The 16,768-nt window shown below is 51.8% G+C and carries 13 protein-coding genes and 1 pseudogene; 11 read left to right on the plus strand and 3 right to left on the minus strand.

Going from position 1 to position 16,768, the window contains the following annotated elements; all coding sequences use genetic code 11:
- Positions 1-531: 531 nt before the first annotated feature.
- The 8 genes and pseudogenes from MFP24_RS13865 to MFP24_RS13900 all read left to right on the plus strand — a co-directional run bounded on the left by MFP24_RS13865 (position 532) and on the right by MFP24_RS13900 (position 8,618).
- Positions 532-2,079, plus strand: a complete 1,548-nt coding sequence (locus MFP24_RS13865) for an ABC transporter substrate-binding protein (RefSeq protein WP_249231136.1) — start codon at positions 532-534, stop codon at positions 2,077-2,079.
- Between the two features lie 86 nt (positions 2,080-2,165).
- A complete protein-coding gene (locus MFP24_RS13870; protein ID WP_249231135.1) occupies positions 2,166-3,590 on the plus strand; it encodes an NAD-dependent succinate-semialdehyde dehydrogenase in 1,425 nt (474 codons plus the stop codon).
- An 82-nt stretch (positions 3,591-3,672) separates the two neighbouring features.
- Positions 3,673-5,085 (plus strand): aminotransferase, encoded by a 1,413-nt coding sequence (locus tag MFP24_RS13875; RefSeq protein WP_249231134.1) that lies wholly within the window; start codon positions 3,673-3,675, stop codon positions 5,083-5,085.
- A complete protein-coding gene (locus MFP24_RS13880; protein WP_249231133.1) occupies positions 5,085-6,146 on the plus strand; it encodes an ABC transporter permease in 1,062 nt (353 codons plus the stop codon). Before MFP24_RS13875 ends, MFP24_RS13880 begins: the two co-directional genes overlap by 1 nt.
- Positions 6,143-6,355 (plus strand): annotated as a pseudogene (locus MFP24_RS24015) (hypothetical protein); the annotation flags it as partial. The gene MFP24_RS13880 and the pseudogene MFP24_RS24015, both read left to right, overlap by 4 nt.
- Positions 6,356-6,397: 42 nt before the next feature.
- Entirely contained in the window at positions 6,398-7,042 is a 645-nt protein-coding gene (locus MFP24_RS13890; protein ID WP_249231162.1) for an ABC transporter permease, read from the plus strand.
- Positions 7,042-7,881: an ABC transporter ATP-binding protein gene (locus tag MFP24_RS13895; RefSeq protein ID WP_249231132.1), complete on the plus strand. Its 840-nt coding sequence runs from the start codon at positions 7,042-7,044 to the stop codon at positions 7,879-7,881. Before MFP24_RS13890 ends, MFP24_RS13895 begins: the two co-directional genes overlap by 1 nt.
- Positions 7,869-8,618: an ABC transporter ATP-binding protein gene (locus MFP24_RS13900; protein WP_249231131.1), complete on the plus strand. Its 750-nt coding sequence runs from the start codon at positions 7,869-7,871 to the stop codon at positions 8,616-8,618. The genes MFP24_RS13895 and MFP24_RS13900 overlap by 13 nt, the downstream gene beginning before the upstream one ends.
- Before the next feature lie 7 nt (positions 8,619-8,625).
- On the opposite strand, the gene MFP24_RS13905 is transcribed toward MFP24_RS13900, so the two are convergent.
- From MFP24_RS13905 to MFP24_RS13915, 3 genes are all read right to left on the minus strand, one after another.
- Positions 8,626-10,155, minus strand: a complete 1,530-nt coding sequence (locus MFP24_RS13905; protein WP_249231130.1) for a DHA2 family efflux MFS transporter permease subunit — start codon at positions 10,153-10,155, stop codon at positions 8,626-8,628.
- Positions 10,156-10,318: 163 nt separating this feature from the next.
- Positions 10,319-11,524, minus strand: a complete 1,206-nt coding sequence (locus tag MFP24_RS13910; protein ID WP_249231129.1) for an HlyD family secretion protein — start codon at positions 11,522-11,524, stop codon at positions 10,319-10,321.
- Position 11,525: 1 nt separating this feature from the next.
- Positions 11,526-12,008: a MarR family transcriptional regulator gene (locus MFP24_RS13915; RefSeq protein WP_249231128.1), complete on the minus strand. Its 483-nt coding sequence runs from the start codon at positions 12,006-12,008 to the stop codon at positions 11,526-11,528.
- Between the two features lie 560 nt (positions 12,009-12,568).
- Here MFP24_RS13915 and otsB point away from each other — a divergent pair.
- From otsB to MFP24_RS13930, 3 genes are all read left to right on the plus strand, one after another.
- Positions 12,569-13,369: a trehalose-phosphatase gene (gene otsB, locus MFP24_RS13920; RefSeq protein WP_249231127.1), complete on the plus strand. Its 801-nt coding sequence runs from the start codon at positions 12,569-12,571 to the stop codon at positions 13,367-13,369.
- Entirely contained in the window at positions 13,366-14,790 is a 1,425-nt protein-coding gene (otsA, locus tag MFP24_RS13925; RefSeq protein WP_249231126.1) for an alpha,alpha-trehalose-phosphate synthase, read from the plus strand. Before otsB ends, otsA begins: the two co-directional genes overlap by 4 nt.
- Before the next feature lie 301 nt (positions 14,791-15,091).
- Positions 15,092-16,744, plus strand: coding sequence for an alpha,alpha-trehalase (locus MFP24_RS13930; RefSeq protein ID WP_249231125.1), 1,653 nt, complete (start codon positions 15,092-15,094; stop codon positions 16,742-16,744).
- Positions 16,745-16,768 lie beyond the last annotated feature (24 nt).

Below are 16,768 nucleotides of genomic sequence, written 5' to 3' on the forward strand. Positions count from 1 at the left end.
ATCCTTCCCGCATTATCAGGGAAGGCATCTTGTCATAGCGGAAATATGCCAATCTGGGTATTCAAAGAGAAATTCGAAAATTAGATAAACAAATGCTATTTTTGTGGCAGGTCAACCATTCGCCAATTTAATTTCGAAAGTTTTTCCTCATCCGCTGAGTCCGTCCTCTATTTCTACACCATTTTTCATTAGTTGATCGATTAATGCGCTATCGCTTTAGCGATGAATCAACTTTTATCAGCAAAAAATAATATTTATAGTTTGCATAATAGCGGTTATTTATATCATGTAATTTTATAGTTCTGCTTGCCTATCAGCAACACTCTAAAAATTGACTTCGTATATTTGTTTATAGAATTAGCAAATAGATAAATCAGATAATGGCGGCCGGCACTATGCCAAGGCGAGATTTATAACGGAAGAGAATATAAGCACGGCGGTCGCGTTGGCTTTGAAAAATATTCACAAGCAGTGATACTGGGGAACATAATGAATAACCTTATAAGGTTTATCGGCCTGTCGTTGGTCCTTATGCTGTCGTTATCGACAGCATCCGCCGATGCCAAAACACCGCAAGATACGCTGGTCGTGGCGAAAAGTATTACGGATATCGTTTCTCTCGATCCTGCTCAGGTATTTGAGCCTTCCGGCGGGGAAGTGATAAATAATGTCTATTCGCGGCTGATTTCCTACAACCCTGAAACTTTCAGCAAACTACGCGGCGAAGTTGTTCAGGACTGGACCTTTTCTGAAGACGGGAAAACGATCTATTTTACCATCCGTCCTGACCTGAAATTTCACTCAGGTAATCCCGTGCGAGCGGAAGACGCGGCTTTTTCTCTACGCAGGGTAATAAAGCTCGGCCTTACTCCCGCCTTTATTCTTGCCCAATATGGATGGACGCCTGAAAACGTTGACGAAAAAGTCACCGTTGAAAATGGCAAACTTGTTCTTCACCTTGATAAAGCGTGGGCGCCGAGTCTGGTATTAAATACGCTTACGGCAGGTATCTCTTCCGTTGTGGACGAAAAAGAAGTGCTTAAGCATGAGATAAACGGAGATTTGGGCCACCAGTGGCTGAAGACGCGTTCCGCCGGTTCCGGCGCGTTTATACTCAGAAAGTGGAACGCGGGTGAAAACGTGACGCTTACGGCCAATCCCGCTTACTACAAGGGAGCGCCCGGTGTGAAAGGGGTTGTTATCCGCCATGTGCCGGAAGCCGCAGGGCAGCGCCTGCTGCTGGAAAAAGGCGATGCGGATATAGCCCGCGATCTGCTGCCGGAACATGTGCGCCAGCTGGCAAAAAATCCGCAAATAGTTTTGCAGCAACAGCCGAAAGTAACGCAGCTTTACCTTACGCTCAGCCAGAAAAGCACACCGCTTACCAACCCGAAAGTACGTGAAGCACTGCGCCTGCTTATTGACTACCAGGGAATCAGCCATGATCTTCTCGGAGATACCTATATTCCCTGGCAGACATTTATTCCCAATGGCGTTCTCGGCGCGCTCGACGAACAGCCTTTCAGGCTGGATGTAAAAAAGGCCAAGGCGCTTCTGAACGAAGCCGGTTATCCCAACGGTTTCGAGGTTAAACTTAACGTCGCCAACACCTATCCGTATTTGGATGTCGCTCAGGCCTTGCAGGCAAGTTTTGCCCAGGGCGGCGTGCGTCTGACTCTTGAAGTGGTAGATCCGGTGCAGATGCGGTCCCGTTTCCGCGGCCGCCAGTTTGAAATAACGCTTCATCACTGGTCGCATGACTATAACGATCCGCACTCCACCACCGACTTTATTCTTTACAACCCCGACAACGGCGATAATTCGGTCAGTAAAGGAAGCGCCTGGCGCGCCTACTGGGAACCCGGCAGAAATGAAAAGCTCGTGGAGCTTGCTTATGAACGTGATGAGGCCAAACGCGTCGCCGGCTATATCGAACTTCAGCGCGAGTTTCTAAAAGATTCGCCGCAAATTTTTATCGTCCAGCAGAATGAACAACTGGCTATTGGTAAAAATGTCACCGGCTTTATCTCCGGCCCGGCATTTGATACGCAGATTTATTTTTACGTACAGAAACAATAACCCGGCAGATACAGCGTGAAATATGACGACGTATTTTCACAAAATATAGGATACGGACCATCACGACACCAGCTATATATCCGGAATTGAGCCTGTATATCGACGGTGAAATCATTTATGAAACCCGTGATTCATACTCCGTAACAAATCCGGCAACGGGTGAGGAACTGGGAAAACTGCCGCTTGCCGCAGCCGCCGATCTTGACAGATCGTTGCAGGCGGCGGCAAGCGCCTGGGGAAAATGGCGCCATACGCCCGCCGTCGAGCGCAGCGATATTTTAAGGCGGGCGGCCGCCCTGGTGCGTGATAACGTGGGGGCCATCGCCGCCGGCATAACTCTGGATCAGGGTAAGCCGCTGGCAGAAGCACGCGCCGAGGTGCTAAACGGGGCGGAACATTTCGAGTGGCACGCGGAAGAAGCAAGGCGGATTTACGGGCGCATCATCCCTGCCCGCTCGAATGGCAGTACTTTTGAGGTTCTCCGTGAGCCGGTAGGGGTCTGCGCCGCCTTTACGCCGTGGAATTTCCCGTTTTCGCAGGCGGTGAAAAAAATAGCCGCCGCTCTTGGTTCCGGCTGCACGCTGATACTTAAAGGCCCGGAGGAGGCGCCCAGCGCAATATCGGCCCTTGCGGGAATTTTCCATGAGGCGGGATTACCGGCGGGCGTGCTGAACATTGTGTGGGGTAATCCGGCTGAGGTATCCGAACATCTTATAAAATCGCCCGTTGTGAAAAAAATTTCCTTCACCGGTTCGGTTCCCGTGGGACGTTTGCTGGCGGAACGGGCCGGCAAATATCTCAAAAGAGTGACGCTGGAACTTGGCGGTCATGCGCCGGTACTGGTGTTCAACGATGCCGATGTCGCCAGAGCGGCCGCTGGCCTGGCTAAGGCGAAAATGCGCAATGCGGGACAGGTTTGTGTTTCACCATGCCGGTTTTACGTTCAGGAACAAGTCTATGAGCATTTTGTCGACGTTTTTACGGCAACCGCTGAAAGCATAACCGTCGGCAATGGTTTGGATCCGGATACCGTAATGGGGCCGCTGTTTAATCAGAAACGGCTCGAAGCGGCACTGGGGTTCGTCGGTAACGCCATATCCCTGGGAGGGAAAGTGCTTACCGGTGGAAAACGTTTGACCGGCGGCGATTTCGATAAAGGATTCTTTTTTCCACCGACCGTACTGGCGGACCTCCCATCTGCAGCGCGCATTCTGCGGGAAGAACCCTTCTGCCCCGTCGCTCCCGTCATCAGATTCCGCAAGGCAGAAGATGCGTTGACCGAGGCGAACAGTTTGCCTTACGGCCTTGCCGCATACGTATTTACCGAATCGCTGAAAACGGCGGATCTTGTTTCCCGGGGGCTGGACTCCGGGCTTGTAGGCATTAATCAGTTTTCTGTTTCACAGGCGGAAACGCCTTTCGGGGGAGTCAATGACAGCGGAATCGGGAGCGAAGGTGGAAAAGAAACCTTTGATGGTTATCTCAGAACAAAGTTTATAGCTCGGACTTGATAACCAGACGGCGTCCGGCAATGGTGCGCGATCGGGCATTTTAATAGCGAAATACAAAAGTAAGGTTTACGGCGGAACGGCAATGTCAAAACAACAGATAAAAGGTGAAAAACAACCGGGCAAGAGTAATTTCATCCACCCTTTCAGTAAAATAAAAACGCTTGAAAAAGAACATTCCCTGATAATCGAGCGCGGAGAAGGCTGCTACGTATTTGATAATACGGGCAAGCGTTATCTTGAAGGTTTATCCGGTCTCTGGTGCGTATCTTTGGGATTTTCGCAACCGCGCCTTGTCCGGGCCGCCGCCGAGCAGTTAGAGCGCCTGCCCTTCTACCAGTGTTTCGGAAAACACTCCCATCAGCCTGGCGCCGATCTTGCGGACAAACTCGCCTCCATCGCACCAACCGGTTTACAGCATGTTCTCTTTGCCAACTCAGGTTCGGAAGCCAATGACGCGGCGGTTAAACTGGCGTGGTATTATAACAATGCGCTGGGTCGTCCGGAAAAAAAGAAAATTATCGCCCGTAAACAAAGCTATCACGGCGTTACGGTTGCAAGCGGCAGCCTCACGGGACAGGAAAGAGTCCATCAGAGTTTTGATCTTCCGATAGCAAATATACTGCACACCGATTTTCCCAGCTATTACCATGAGCGCATAAATGGCGAAACGGAAGAAGAGTTCAGCGCGCGGATAGTTTCCCGTCTTGAAAACATGATCCTGAAAGAGGGTCCCGAAACCATAGCTGCATTTATTGCCGAACCCGTTATGACCGGAAGAGGCGTTATTCTTCCGCCGCGCGGCTATTTTGAAAATATTCAGGCGCTATTAAAGAAATATGACATTCTGTTTATCGTGGACGAGGTTGTCTGCGGTTTTGGGCGCACGGGAAATATGTTCGGCAGCGAAACCTATCATCTCGCGCCTGACATGATAAGCGTAGCCAAAGGGCTTTCCTCAGGCTACCAGCCGATTTCAGCCCTGTTGATAAACGGCTCGTTATACGACGTGCTGTCGCAGCAAAGCAGTAAGCTCGGCGGTTTCTTCCACGGAACAACCTATTCCGCTCATCCCGTTGCCGCAGCTGTGGCTTTAGAAGTAATAAACATATATCAGGAAGAGAATATTCTCGCCAACGTGAAAGCCCTGGCGCCTTATTTCGGCCAACGGTTAAAGGCGCTGGAAAGTCATCCTATTGTCGGGGAAACGCGCAGCGTGGGGCTGCTGGGGGGCGTGGAACTGGCGGCGGATAGAGAAAAAAGAGCATCCTTTGACGGCGCTCTTTCTGTTCCCGCATGGGTGCAGGAAGATGCAACCAAGCGCGGGCTTATTATTCGTGCGTCAGGCCAGGCCATCGCCATATGCCCTCCGCTTATTATCACCCGAGAACAGATCGATGAACTGTTTGATATACTCAGACGGTCTCTTGACGCTGCTTATAAAAAATTCAAAAGTGGCGCTGGCGCTGATAATTATGGCAACGGAGAAACAGATTAATGTTCTCTTTTGCTGATAAATCAGGCTACGGATGGTTTTTTACCTCGGTAAAGCGACTTGGCGGCTTTGTTTCTACCATAGCGCTCACCCTTATGGGATTGCTTACCGTCACATTTATTATAGGCCGACTGCTTCCCGGCGATCCTGTTATATCGGTTATCGGAGACAGAGCCCCGGAAGCGCTTTACCAGCGCGTCTATCATGAAATGAATCTTGACCGTCCGCTATATGAGCAATTTTTCCTGTTTTGCGAAAAAATGTTGGCAGGAGATTTCGGCAATTCTTTAGTAACGGGCAACGCTATTATCGATGATATGAAACGTTTTTTCCCCGCCACATTTGAACTGGCAACCCTGGCTATCGTTATAGGAATTATTTCAGGAATTTTTCTCGGTGTTATATGCGTCAGATATCCCGGCAGATGGCAGGATCATGTTGGACGTTTTATCGCAATTTTCGGACACTCTGTTCCTGTTTTCTGGTTGGGGCTTATCGGGCTGCTGGTTTTTTATGCAAAATTGGGCTGGGTTAGCGGTCCGGGGCGCATCGACATCGCATATGAATATTCAGTAGAAGATATTACCGGCATGGTGCTGGTGGACGCGATTATAACCGGCGAGTATGCAGCCTTTTTCAACGCCGTTTCCCACTGCATCCTGCCCGCCTCTCTATTAGGAATTGTTGCAACCAGCTATATCGCCCGAATGACCCGAGGTTTTCTGTTGCACCAGATGCGCGAACACTATGTAAAGGTATTGCGTTTAAAAGGATTAAGTCTTGGCAGAATTATAATTCTCCATGCGCTGCCTAACAGCGCAGGGGCGATTCTTTCCGTCATTGCGATGACCTATGCGTACCTTTTGGAGGGCGCGGTGCTTACCGAGACGGTATTTGCATGGCCGGGAATAGGCACATATATAACAAACTCTCTTTTTGCGGCGGATATTAATGCCGTTCTCACCGCCACGCTATTAGTGGGAATTATTTATCTCGCATTAAATCTTTTTGTCGAATGGCTGCAAACGTCCATTGATCCGCGCACCAGGAGCAGAAAAATATGACCAAGCCGCTATCACAATGGATAAACATCGCCGAGCCGCAAAACAGACTTCAGGCCCGCATAGGGGGAATATACCGCTTATGGCAACGTTTTAGCACAAGACCTGTTGCCGTTATCTCTTTAACTATCATCCTGTTTATGATGTTAGTCGCTATTATTGCGCCCATTCTCCCGCTGGCGGATCCTTTGCACCAGTCTCTTCAGGAGCGCCTTCTTCCTCCTTCCGCCAGGCACCTGTTCGGAACAGACACCATGGGACGCGATATTTTTTCCAGAACGTTATGGGGAACGCGCCCAACCTTTTTTATCGTATTTACCGTTTTGGCGGTCACCGGTCCGTTAGGGATTGTTATCGGCGCCGCCGCAGGCCTGTTCGGCGGCTTCCTGGATCGTCTGCTGATGAGGATCTGCGATATTTTCATGGCGTTTCCCCGGCTTATTCTGTCGCTGGCGATTGCGGCGGCGCTGGGCGCCGGAATAGGGACCGTTATTCTCGCGGTATCATTAACCGCGTGGACGCCCTATGCCAGAGTCGCCCGGGCGGAGACCGTCACATTCCGGCAAAGCGAGTTTATCCAGGCCGCAAGGATGCTTGGCGCTTCGTCTTTTCAGCTTTTGTGGCGCCATATTATGCCGTTGTGCGTTCCATCCATGATAGTTCGCATGGCGCTTGACGTTCCCGGCATTATTCTGGTTATTTCCGGTCTGGGATTTCTGGGCGCGGGAATACGGCCTCCCGCGCCGGAATGGGGGGCGATAGTGGCGGACGGACGTTCGGTAATATTTGAAGCTTTTTGGGTTTCCACCTTTCCCGGCTTGGCAATACTTACGGCCGGATTGGCTTTCAATATCTTAGGTGACGCCTTGCGCGATCTGTTAGCTCCGGGAGATGAATAATGGCAATGCCGCCGCTGCTTGATGTTGAAAATATGCACGTTACGTTCCAGACGCCGTCCGGGCCATTGGAAGCGATCAGGGGAGTGAGCTTTTCCCTTTCCGGTCAGGAAAGAGTGGCGGTAGTAGGCGAGTCGGGATCGGGGAAATCGACGATATTCAATACGTTGCTCGGACTGTTACCCGAAAATGCACGGGTGCGGGGCCGCGCCGACTATATGGGAACCCCCCTCCTCGGTCTGACTGAAAAAGAATATACGAAATTACGCGGCAGCCAGATAGGCATGATTGTTCAGGCCCCCCGCCACGGGCTTGAACCCACCAGAAAAATAGGCTCTCAGATCAAGGAAATGCTGCGTTTGCATCAAGTGACAGACCGCCGCCATGCCGATGAGTATGCGATAAGTCTGCTGGAAAATGTCGGTATCAAAGAGCCGGACAGAGTAGCAAAACAGTACCCCCACCAGATATCCGGCGGTATGGGACAGCGGGTAATGATAGCGATGATCCTTGCCGCCGAACCGAAAGTGCTGATAGCCGATGAAGCGACCTCTGCGCTCGATCGCCCGGTAAGGGAGAGCATTCTTGAATTACTGGATCATCAGATAAGAAAAAGAGGGATGGGGCTGGTGTTGATAAGCCACGACCTCGATCTGGTGTCCCGCTACGCCGATAGGGTGTTGGTGATGTATTCCGGCAAAATAGTTGAAGAAACGCCGGGCAGTGAAGTGTCGAACGCCAGCCACCCTTATACCAGGGGATTGCTGGCCAGTCGCCCGCGTTTACATAATGCGGGAGGTCGCCTGCCGACGCTTAACAGGGACGCGTCATGGCTGGATTAATCCCCCACAGCGCGTTATCGCTTAATCAAATATCAATTGATTACGGTACGGTTAAACCGGTATGCGACGCCTATCTTGAACTTGAGGCCGGCGGCAGCCTGGGAATCGTCGGAGAGTCCGGCTGTGGCAAAAGCAGCCTGCTGAAGGCTATTGCCGGCATCGAAAATAACTGGACGGGAACGATGCTGGCTTTCGGCAAGCCAATAAAAAGACGCCGTAATCTTGCTGACGCCCGCACCATTCAGATGATTTTTCAGGATCCGTTGGCCTCGCTTAATCCCTGCCACACCGTGGATGATATTCTGAGAGAGCCGCTGGTGATTCATAAGTTAGGGGATCAGAATAAACGCGTTATCGACGCACTGGACAGCGTCGCTTTGCCGCGCTCAATCCGCTACCGTTTTCCGGGCCAGTTGTCCGGGGGGCAAAGACAGCGCGTAGGCATAGCCCGCGCTCTGCAGATAAAACCGAAAATTCTGCTGCTTGACGAGCCGACGTCCGCGTTGGACGTCTCTGTACAGGCGGAAGTATTGAATCTACTGGCTGATATGCGAAAAGAAATGGGGCTAAGCTACCTGGTTGTCAGCCATGACATCGCTGTTGTGGCGCAATTATGCGAGCAGGTTACGGTAATGTATAACGGCGTTTTTGTAGAGACGCTGCATCGCTCCCAGCTTCAGTCCGGGGAAGCGAAACATAGCTACAGTCGCTATATACTTAATCACGACTCCAGGTGAAAGTCATTCAATGCCCGCCGGGGATCGCAGCCTTATCTTCAGACATAAACGGCGGCTTTGCCAGCCAGATAATGATGACCAACAGAAAAAAGGCCGCGCCCATAAAGGTAAAATAGTCGATGGTGGACAACATATAGGCCTGTTTTTCAACGATGGAATCAATTCTGGCCAGATTTCCCTGGCTCGCTCCACCTAATTTATTAAAATAATCGATTGTGTTTGGTGAATAGTCAGTTATATGTTCCGACAAATTGGCATGATGTAATGATTCATTACGTTTCCAGATCCACGTCGTTAGCGATGAGGCAAAACTGCCTCCCAGTACCCGGAGAAATGTCGCCAGACCGGAACCTTCGGCGATATCCGCTCCTTTTAAATTCGACAGTAAAATAGTGGTAAGCGGCATAAACAGAAACGCGACGCCTATTCCCATAAAGAGTTGCACCTGGGCAATATGCATAAAGTCCACCTCGGTGTTGAACCCTGCGCGCATAAAACATGATGCGCCAATCACTACAAATGAGACCGTAGACAGCCAACGCAGATCGACTTTGTTGGCATATTTCCCAATAATCGGAGAAAGAATAAGGGGGAGTAATCCCATCGGCGCGGCAGCGAGACCGGCCCAGATGGCGGTATAGCCCATCTGGGTTTGAAGCCATTGCGGTAAAAGTAAATTTATCGCGAAGAACCCTGAAAAACTCAGCACCAGAGAGACGGTTCCAAAGGTAAAATTACGGTCGCAAAATAGTCTTAAATTAACGATCGGATTACTGTCCGTCCACTCCCATATTAAAAAGGCAACGATGGCAATGGCGGAAATAATTGAAAAAATCACAATAAATTGTGACTGGAACCAGTCCGCATCGTTGCCCTTATCAAGAACGATTTGCAAACAGCCAACGCCAATAACCAGGAACGCGATGCCGATATAATCAACGGGCACCTTACTCGTTTTTTCAACCCGCCCTTTTAGCTGATGCCAGACAACAATGGTGGCGAATATACCGATAGGCACATTAATGTAGAATATCCACGGCCATGAATAACTGTCGGTTAACCATCCCCCGGTAATGGGGCCGACTATTGGCGCAACAACCGTCACCATGGCGAGGATGGATAATGCCATACTGCGCTTGGCCTGCGGAAAAATAACCAGCAGCAATGTCTGACACATTGGAAATAAAGGCCCGGCAAAGAATCCCTGCAACGCACGGAAAATAACTAATTCCGTCATGGAATGCGCAAAGCCGCAAAGAAAAGACGTTAAGGTAAACAAGGCCACGGATATAATAAAGAGTCGGAGCTGGCCAAATATTCTGGTAAGCCAGCCTGTTATGGGAAGCGCGATAGCATTACATACAGCAAAGGAGGTGATGACCCAGGTTCCCTGTTCAGAACTTACGCCCAGATTCCCGGCGATGGTCGGCAAGGCAACATTCGCAATAGTGGAATCAAGCACCTGCATAAATGTCGCCAGCGATAAGGCCAGGGTTGCAAGAAAAAGACTGGGGGGCGTATAAGTCGAATCGGCCATATCAAACCTTCTCTCTTATCTGTCCAATAATGAACCATGAACCCGCTCGTGAATCGCACTCAGGGTACGAACTCATAAAGATTTTTTCCGATTTTATTTCTTGCAGTGGAACAGGCGTTTTTAATCGAAAGACGCTTTATTAGTACCCTTATGCCGGACTTGATCACTGTTGAATATTCGGGCGGGAAATCCCGTTGGAATGTAAGATTTCATCCACAATTTTATCCGCTTCTTTAAGCGCGTTATCATAAACATCGGTAGTGTAACGAGGCGTTTCATTGACGGCTGTCGCTAATAAAGGCCCGCTTGCCTCATGCAAATCAACCCTTGCCTCCATGGACAAGCCCACTCTTAAAGGGTGGGCATCCAGATGTTGCGGTTCGAGCTTTATTTTAACCGGCAGCCGCTGCACTATTTTAATCCAGTTTCCGCTGGCGTTTTGCGCCGGTAATAGAGCGAAAGCGGACCCAGTGCCAATGCCAAGACTCTCAATCGTTCCGCTATATTTTACATCATCGCCATACAGGTCTGATGTCAGTACTACTTTCTGTCCGATTTTCATATGCGACATCTGGTTTTCCTTGAAGTTGGCGTCAACCCAGACGGCATTTAACGGAACAATGGAAAGAAGATTGCTGCCGGCATCGACCCGGCTGCCCAGTTGCACCCCTCGTTTTGCGACATAACCACTGACCGGCGCGATAAGGACCGCGCGGGCATGATCCAGATACTTCTGTTTGAAATTGGCGATGGCGCTCTTTATCTCCGGATGTTGCGCCATGATGGTGCCATCCGTCATCGCAAGATTCGTTTTAAGCGCTTCGCGAGCAGAGTCTAATTCTTTGCGGCGGGTTTCCAGCGTTTCCTGATAGTGGGTAAGATCCTCTCTCGATATGGCGCCGGAGCCCAGCAGGTTTTTGCGCCGGTTATAATCATTCAGCGCTTGTCTATAGGCGACTTCCTTAGCCTCGGCCTGAGCCTTGTAATTATCGCTGGTGCTGTATAATCCCCTTACCTGCCGGACAACACTGGCGAGGCTCGCTTCGGCGCTTTCACGCTGAATAAGGGTTTCACTGCCATCGAGCCTGACAATAGCCTCTCCTTTTCTGACGAAATCACCGTCATCAGCATAAATTTCAGAGACGGTACCCGCGACTTGCGGCGATAAAATAACAAGATTGCCATTAACATAGGCATTATCCGTCGTTTCGTAATATTTAGCATAAAACTGATAATAAAAATAATAGGCTATACCACAAAGAATAATGAGGATAACCAGCAGCAATAAGCCTTTTTTCCTTTTCTTTTTCTGAGTGATATTTTTGTCGATATCACTCTCTTGATTGTCTTTAACGTCTTCTGTCTTCATGCTAATTATTCTCCTGGCGACTTTTCATTCGTGAAGCCAGATAGTCGGCAGGGAGCAACTTGGTAAGCAACAACTTTAGCTGGCTGACCTCTTCCGACGTCAGTTGTTGCGTTAGCTGCTCATTAATCCCTGGAGTTTGTTTATTATCGATTATTTGCTGACAAACCGTTATTCCTTCAGGGGTCAACCATAATTTAGCCCTGCGCCGATCGCTGGAATCCACCTTGCGCGCAACCAATCCCTTGGCGACCAACCTCGCGAGCATTCTGGCCACCCCGCCCGTATCCATATCAAGCGTTTCCGCCAGCCTTACCGGGGTATCACACACGCCTTTGTAAATGGATGCCAGGACCTTAAGCTGAGAGGCCGTTACATTAAAATCTTTGCCCTGTTCATTCAGCACCTTGTCTTTATAGAGGCTCGCCACATGGAGCAAATGCACCAAGGTGAGATGTAAATCCTCTTTATCCTTCTTATGCCCCATGCCGCAACCTTTTTCTATTATATTGATTTTGATAGTTTATTTTTCTTTCAATGCTTAGATTTCCATTGCCCTCATAATTACTGTCTAGACAGTGATCTGTCAACGACGTTATGGAATACCCGCATTATTTCCTAAATGGTCATTGAGGGGCGGAGAACGTAAGCAGAGTAAACACCGCGATCGAATCACCGCTGTTCCACCCCTTACCCGCCGCGCTGGCTCCGGCCCCCGGTCTGGAAAAATATCCGCCAGCGGCTACACTCAATGTCAACGATGTTCAAAATCCGGTGGTGATTATTGGGTTATTTTTATTCAAATACAGAGCGTTCCATCAACAGATTTATCCAAAATAAGCTGTTTTATCCCGCCCGTTCGCTGCGCGTTTATGTTGTTCCTGTTGCGGCGTTTTCCTTCTTCCACCGTGACATCACACACGCCTCGCGCGACCGCGATGCGGGGATCTCACCTGGCGCGGGCGATGGTATTATGACGACAGGCCGCGCAATAGGTTACAGCGTAACCGAGTGCGCTACCCACACCATGCGGACAGGAGGATCGGTTTGACCACCATTGCAACGGAAAATACCACCGACACCCCGCCCCTACCGGTACTGAACGGCGGGCGATACGCCTTCTTTTTCGACGTGGACGGCACGCTGGCGGAGATTCGGCCGCAGCCGGACGCCGTCGCCATTCCTTCTGATGTGCGCGCCAATCTGCAGGCGCTGTCGACGGCGTGCCACGGCGCGCTGGCGCTGATATCGGGCCGCCCCATCGAACAGTTGGATAAGCTGATCGCCCCGCTCAGGCTGCCGTTGGCCGGGGTACACGGCGCCGAACGGCGCGACGGCGCGGGTAACCTGCATCGTATTAGGCTGCCGACGGAAGTGTCGGAACCCCTGCGGCGGATGCTGGAGTCCGCTATGGCCGCCATGCCGGGCACCTTGCTGGAGACCAAAGGCATGGCTTTCGCGCTGCACTATCGCCAGGCGATGCCGTATCAGCGGCAGGTAGAAGCACTGGCGGAGTCCGCCGTGGCGCGCTTTCCTCAACTGTCGCTCCAGCCCGGCAAATGCGTGGTGGAGATAAAGCCGCGAGGAATCGATAAGGGCGCGGCGATTAACGCCTTTATGCAGGAACCCCCTTTCACCGGACGCATTCCGGTTTTTGTTGGCGACGACCTGACGGATGAGAAAGGATTTCTGGCGGTGAATGCCATGCAGGGCATTTCCGTTAAGGTCGGAGACGGTTCAGGCCATGCCCGCTACCGCCTCGGACAGGTAGCGGACGTTTACCGCTGGCTTGAACAATTACTATTACAACTAAAGCAAGATCACGTCGCTAAGGAGTTAAAGCTATGAGTCGCCTGGTTGTCGTATCTAATCGTATCGCTATTCCCGATAATTCCAAGTCCAGCGCCGGCGGACTGGCCGTAGGTATTCTGGATGCATTGAAAGCCACCGGAGGATTGTGGTTTGGCTGGAACGGAGAAATAAGCGAAATATCCGGTGAAGACGAGGACGAACTGAACCTGCAGGAAGTGGACGGCATCACTTACGCCGCGCTTCCGCTCAATCAAAACGATTACGATCTCTATTACTGTCAGTTTTCCAATACCGTTATCTGGCCGGCATTTCATTATCGTATCGATCTGGTGCAGTTTCAGCGCGAAGCCTGGGAAGGCTACCGCCGGGTTAACGAACTGCTGGCCAAACGGTTACAGCCGTTGATCAAGCCGGACGATATCCTGTGGATCCATGACTATCATTTGCTGCCGTTTGCCGCAGCGTTGCGCAAAATAGGGGTGAATAACCGTATCGGTTTCTTCCTGCATATCCCCTTCCCGACGCCGGAAATTTTCAATGCGCTGCCCACTCATCAAGAACTGCTGAAAATGCTGTGCGAATATGATCTGCTCGGCTTTCAGACGGAAAACGACCGCATGGCGTTTCTTGACAACCTGGGGCAACTGACCGCGCTGCAGCCGATTGGGGCGAAAACCCATCGCGCTTTCGGCAATACGTTTATGACGGAGGTTTATCCGATAGGCATAGCGCCGGACAGCATCAAGGAGATGGCGCAAGGCCAGCTGCCGCCCAAAATGGCCGCGATGAAACGCGAACTGGGCGATGCGCAGAATATTATCTCCTGCGAACGGCTGGATTATTCCAAAGGGCTGCCGGAACGTTTCCTTGCCTATGAGGCCTTGCTGGAGCACTACCCGCAGCATCGCGGCAAGGTACGCTATTCGCAAATCGCCCCGACCTCGCGCGGCGATGTGCAGGCTTATCAGGATATTCGCCATCAACTGGAGATGGAAGTCGGACGGATTAACGGCAAATACGGCACCTTGAACAGCACGCCGCTCTACTATCTCAACCAGCATTTCGACCGCCGGCTGCTGATGAAAATATTTCGTCTGACGGATGTCGGGCTGGTCACCCCGCTGCGCGACGGCATGAACCTGGTAGCGAAAGAGTATGTGGCGGCGCAGGATCCTGACGATCCGGGGGTTCTGGTGCTGTCGCGATTCGCCGGCGCCGCCAATGAACTGACCGCCGCGCTAATCGTCAACCCTTACGATCGGGACGAAGTGGCGGCGGCGCTGGATAAAGCGCTGACCATGCCGCTGGCCGAGCGTATCTCCCGCTACAACGACATGATGGCGGTGCTGCACAAAAATGATATCGCGCACTGGCGTGATAGTTATTTGCAAGACCTGCGGGCCATCCAGCCGCGCAGCGCCGCGTATGGCGCTGCCGCCCAAGCGCCAACCTTATAAACGCCACCCCGGCTTCAGGCGGCGGCGAGCCTCATCCCTTCCCTGTCCCGCCCCGTTGACCGGGGCCGTACATAATCATTGCAAACAAGACACGCCGGATTGCGGCGTGGCGCGTTGATGCGTCGTTTTTTTTATGTTTATAAATAACGATTTATATTTTTTTTCGCCTTTGGCGGCCATAGAAAAACGTGATAGATAGCACACTTTTTGCTGTAGGTGATGAAACAGATGTCTATACTTAATAACGAGACCTTGGACAACATACCGTATTTTTACCACGCCACGCGGAGGTTTGTAGCCCATGTTCAACACGAAATTACCGGTTGCTGAATCAGTGGAGTTCGACATCGACAAAAATCGCCAATATGAGCTTGAACCCGTCGAGTTAATGCTGGATAACATGCTCGAAGCGGAGCCGGAACCGGAAATGATCGAAGGGCTGCCGCCGTCCGATGCGCTAACGCCCGCCGATCGCTATCTGGAGTTATTCGAGCGCGTACAGTCCTCGCGTATTTTCGACGACAGCAAGACGTTCCCCGACTGCGCGCCCAAAATGGATCCGCTGGATATTCTTATTCGCTATCGCCGGGTGAAAAACAAACCCGATTTTGACCTGAGACAGTTTGTCGAAGCGCATTTCTGGCAACCGGAAAGCCATGACAGCGAGTATATCTCCAATCCGCAGCACTCCCTTAAAGAGCATATCGATAATCTGTGGATCGTGCTGACGCGCGAGCCTCAGGACCATATTCCGTGGTCGTCGCTGCTGGCGCTGCCGCAGGCCTATATTGTGCCGGGCGGCCGCTTCAGCGAAACCTACTACTGGGACTCCTACTTTACCATGCTGGGGTTGGCGGAAAGCGGGCGCAACGACCTGCTGCGCTGTATGGCGGATAATTTCGCCTGGATGATTGAAACCTACGGGCATATTCCCAACGGCAATCGCACCTATTACCTCAGCCGCTCGCAGCCGCCGGTGTTCGCGCTGATGGTGGAGCTGTTTGAGGAAGACGGCGTGCGCGGCGCCCGCCGTTATCTGGAGCATCTGCTGCTGGAGTATGCTTTCTGGATGGACGGCGCCGAATCGCTGGCGCTGAATCAGGCCTATCGCCACGTAGTGCGGATGCCGGACGGCGCGCTGCTTAACCGCTACTGGGACGACAGAGACACCCCGCGCGACGAATCCTGGCGCGAGGATGTGGAAACCGCGCGACACTCCACCCGTCCGGCGAATGAAGTTTACCGGGATCTACGGGCGGGGGCCGCTTCGGGCTGGGACTACTCGTCGCGCTGGCTGCGCGACGCGCATCGTCTCGCCAGTATTCGCACCACGCAGTTTATCCCGGTGGATCTCAACGCGTTTCTTTACAAGCTGGAGAGCGCCATCGCCAATATCTCCGGTTTGAAAGGGGACAGAGAAACGGAGACGCTATTTCGCCACAAGGCGGAAGCGCGCCGCACGGCCGTTAACCGCTATCTGTGGGATGAGGAGCAAGGATGTTTTCGCGACTATGACTGGCACCGCCAGCAGATGGCGCTCTTCTCCGCCGCCAGCATCGTACCGCTCTATGTGGGACTCGCCACCCACGAACAGGCCGACCGGCTGGCGGAAGCGGTACGCGCGCGCCTGCTCACGCCCGGAGGGATCATGGCCACCGAGTATGAAACCGGTGAACAATGGGATAACCCCAACGGCTGGGCGCCGCTGCAATGGATGGCCATTCAGGGCTTTAAACTGTACGGCAACGACGCGCTTGGCGATGAAATCGCCCGCAACTGGCTAAAAACGGTGAACCTTTTTTACCGCCAGAACCATAAGCTGATTGAAAAATACCATATCGCCGGCGGCACCCCGCGCGAAGGCGGCGGAGGCGAATACCCGCTTCAGGATGGTTTTGGCTGGACCAACGGCGTGGTACGCCGGCTGATTGGCCTTTATGGAGAACAATATTGAGTGATGTTTTTCGTATAACGCCAT

This window comes from Brenneria tiliae, from assembly GCF_023347575.1.
Classification (GTDB): domain Bacteria; phylum Pseudomonadota; class Gammaproteobacteria; order Enterobacterales; family Enterobacteriaceae; genus Brenneria; species Brenneria corticis.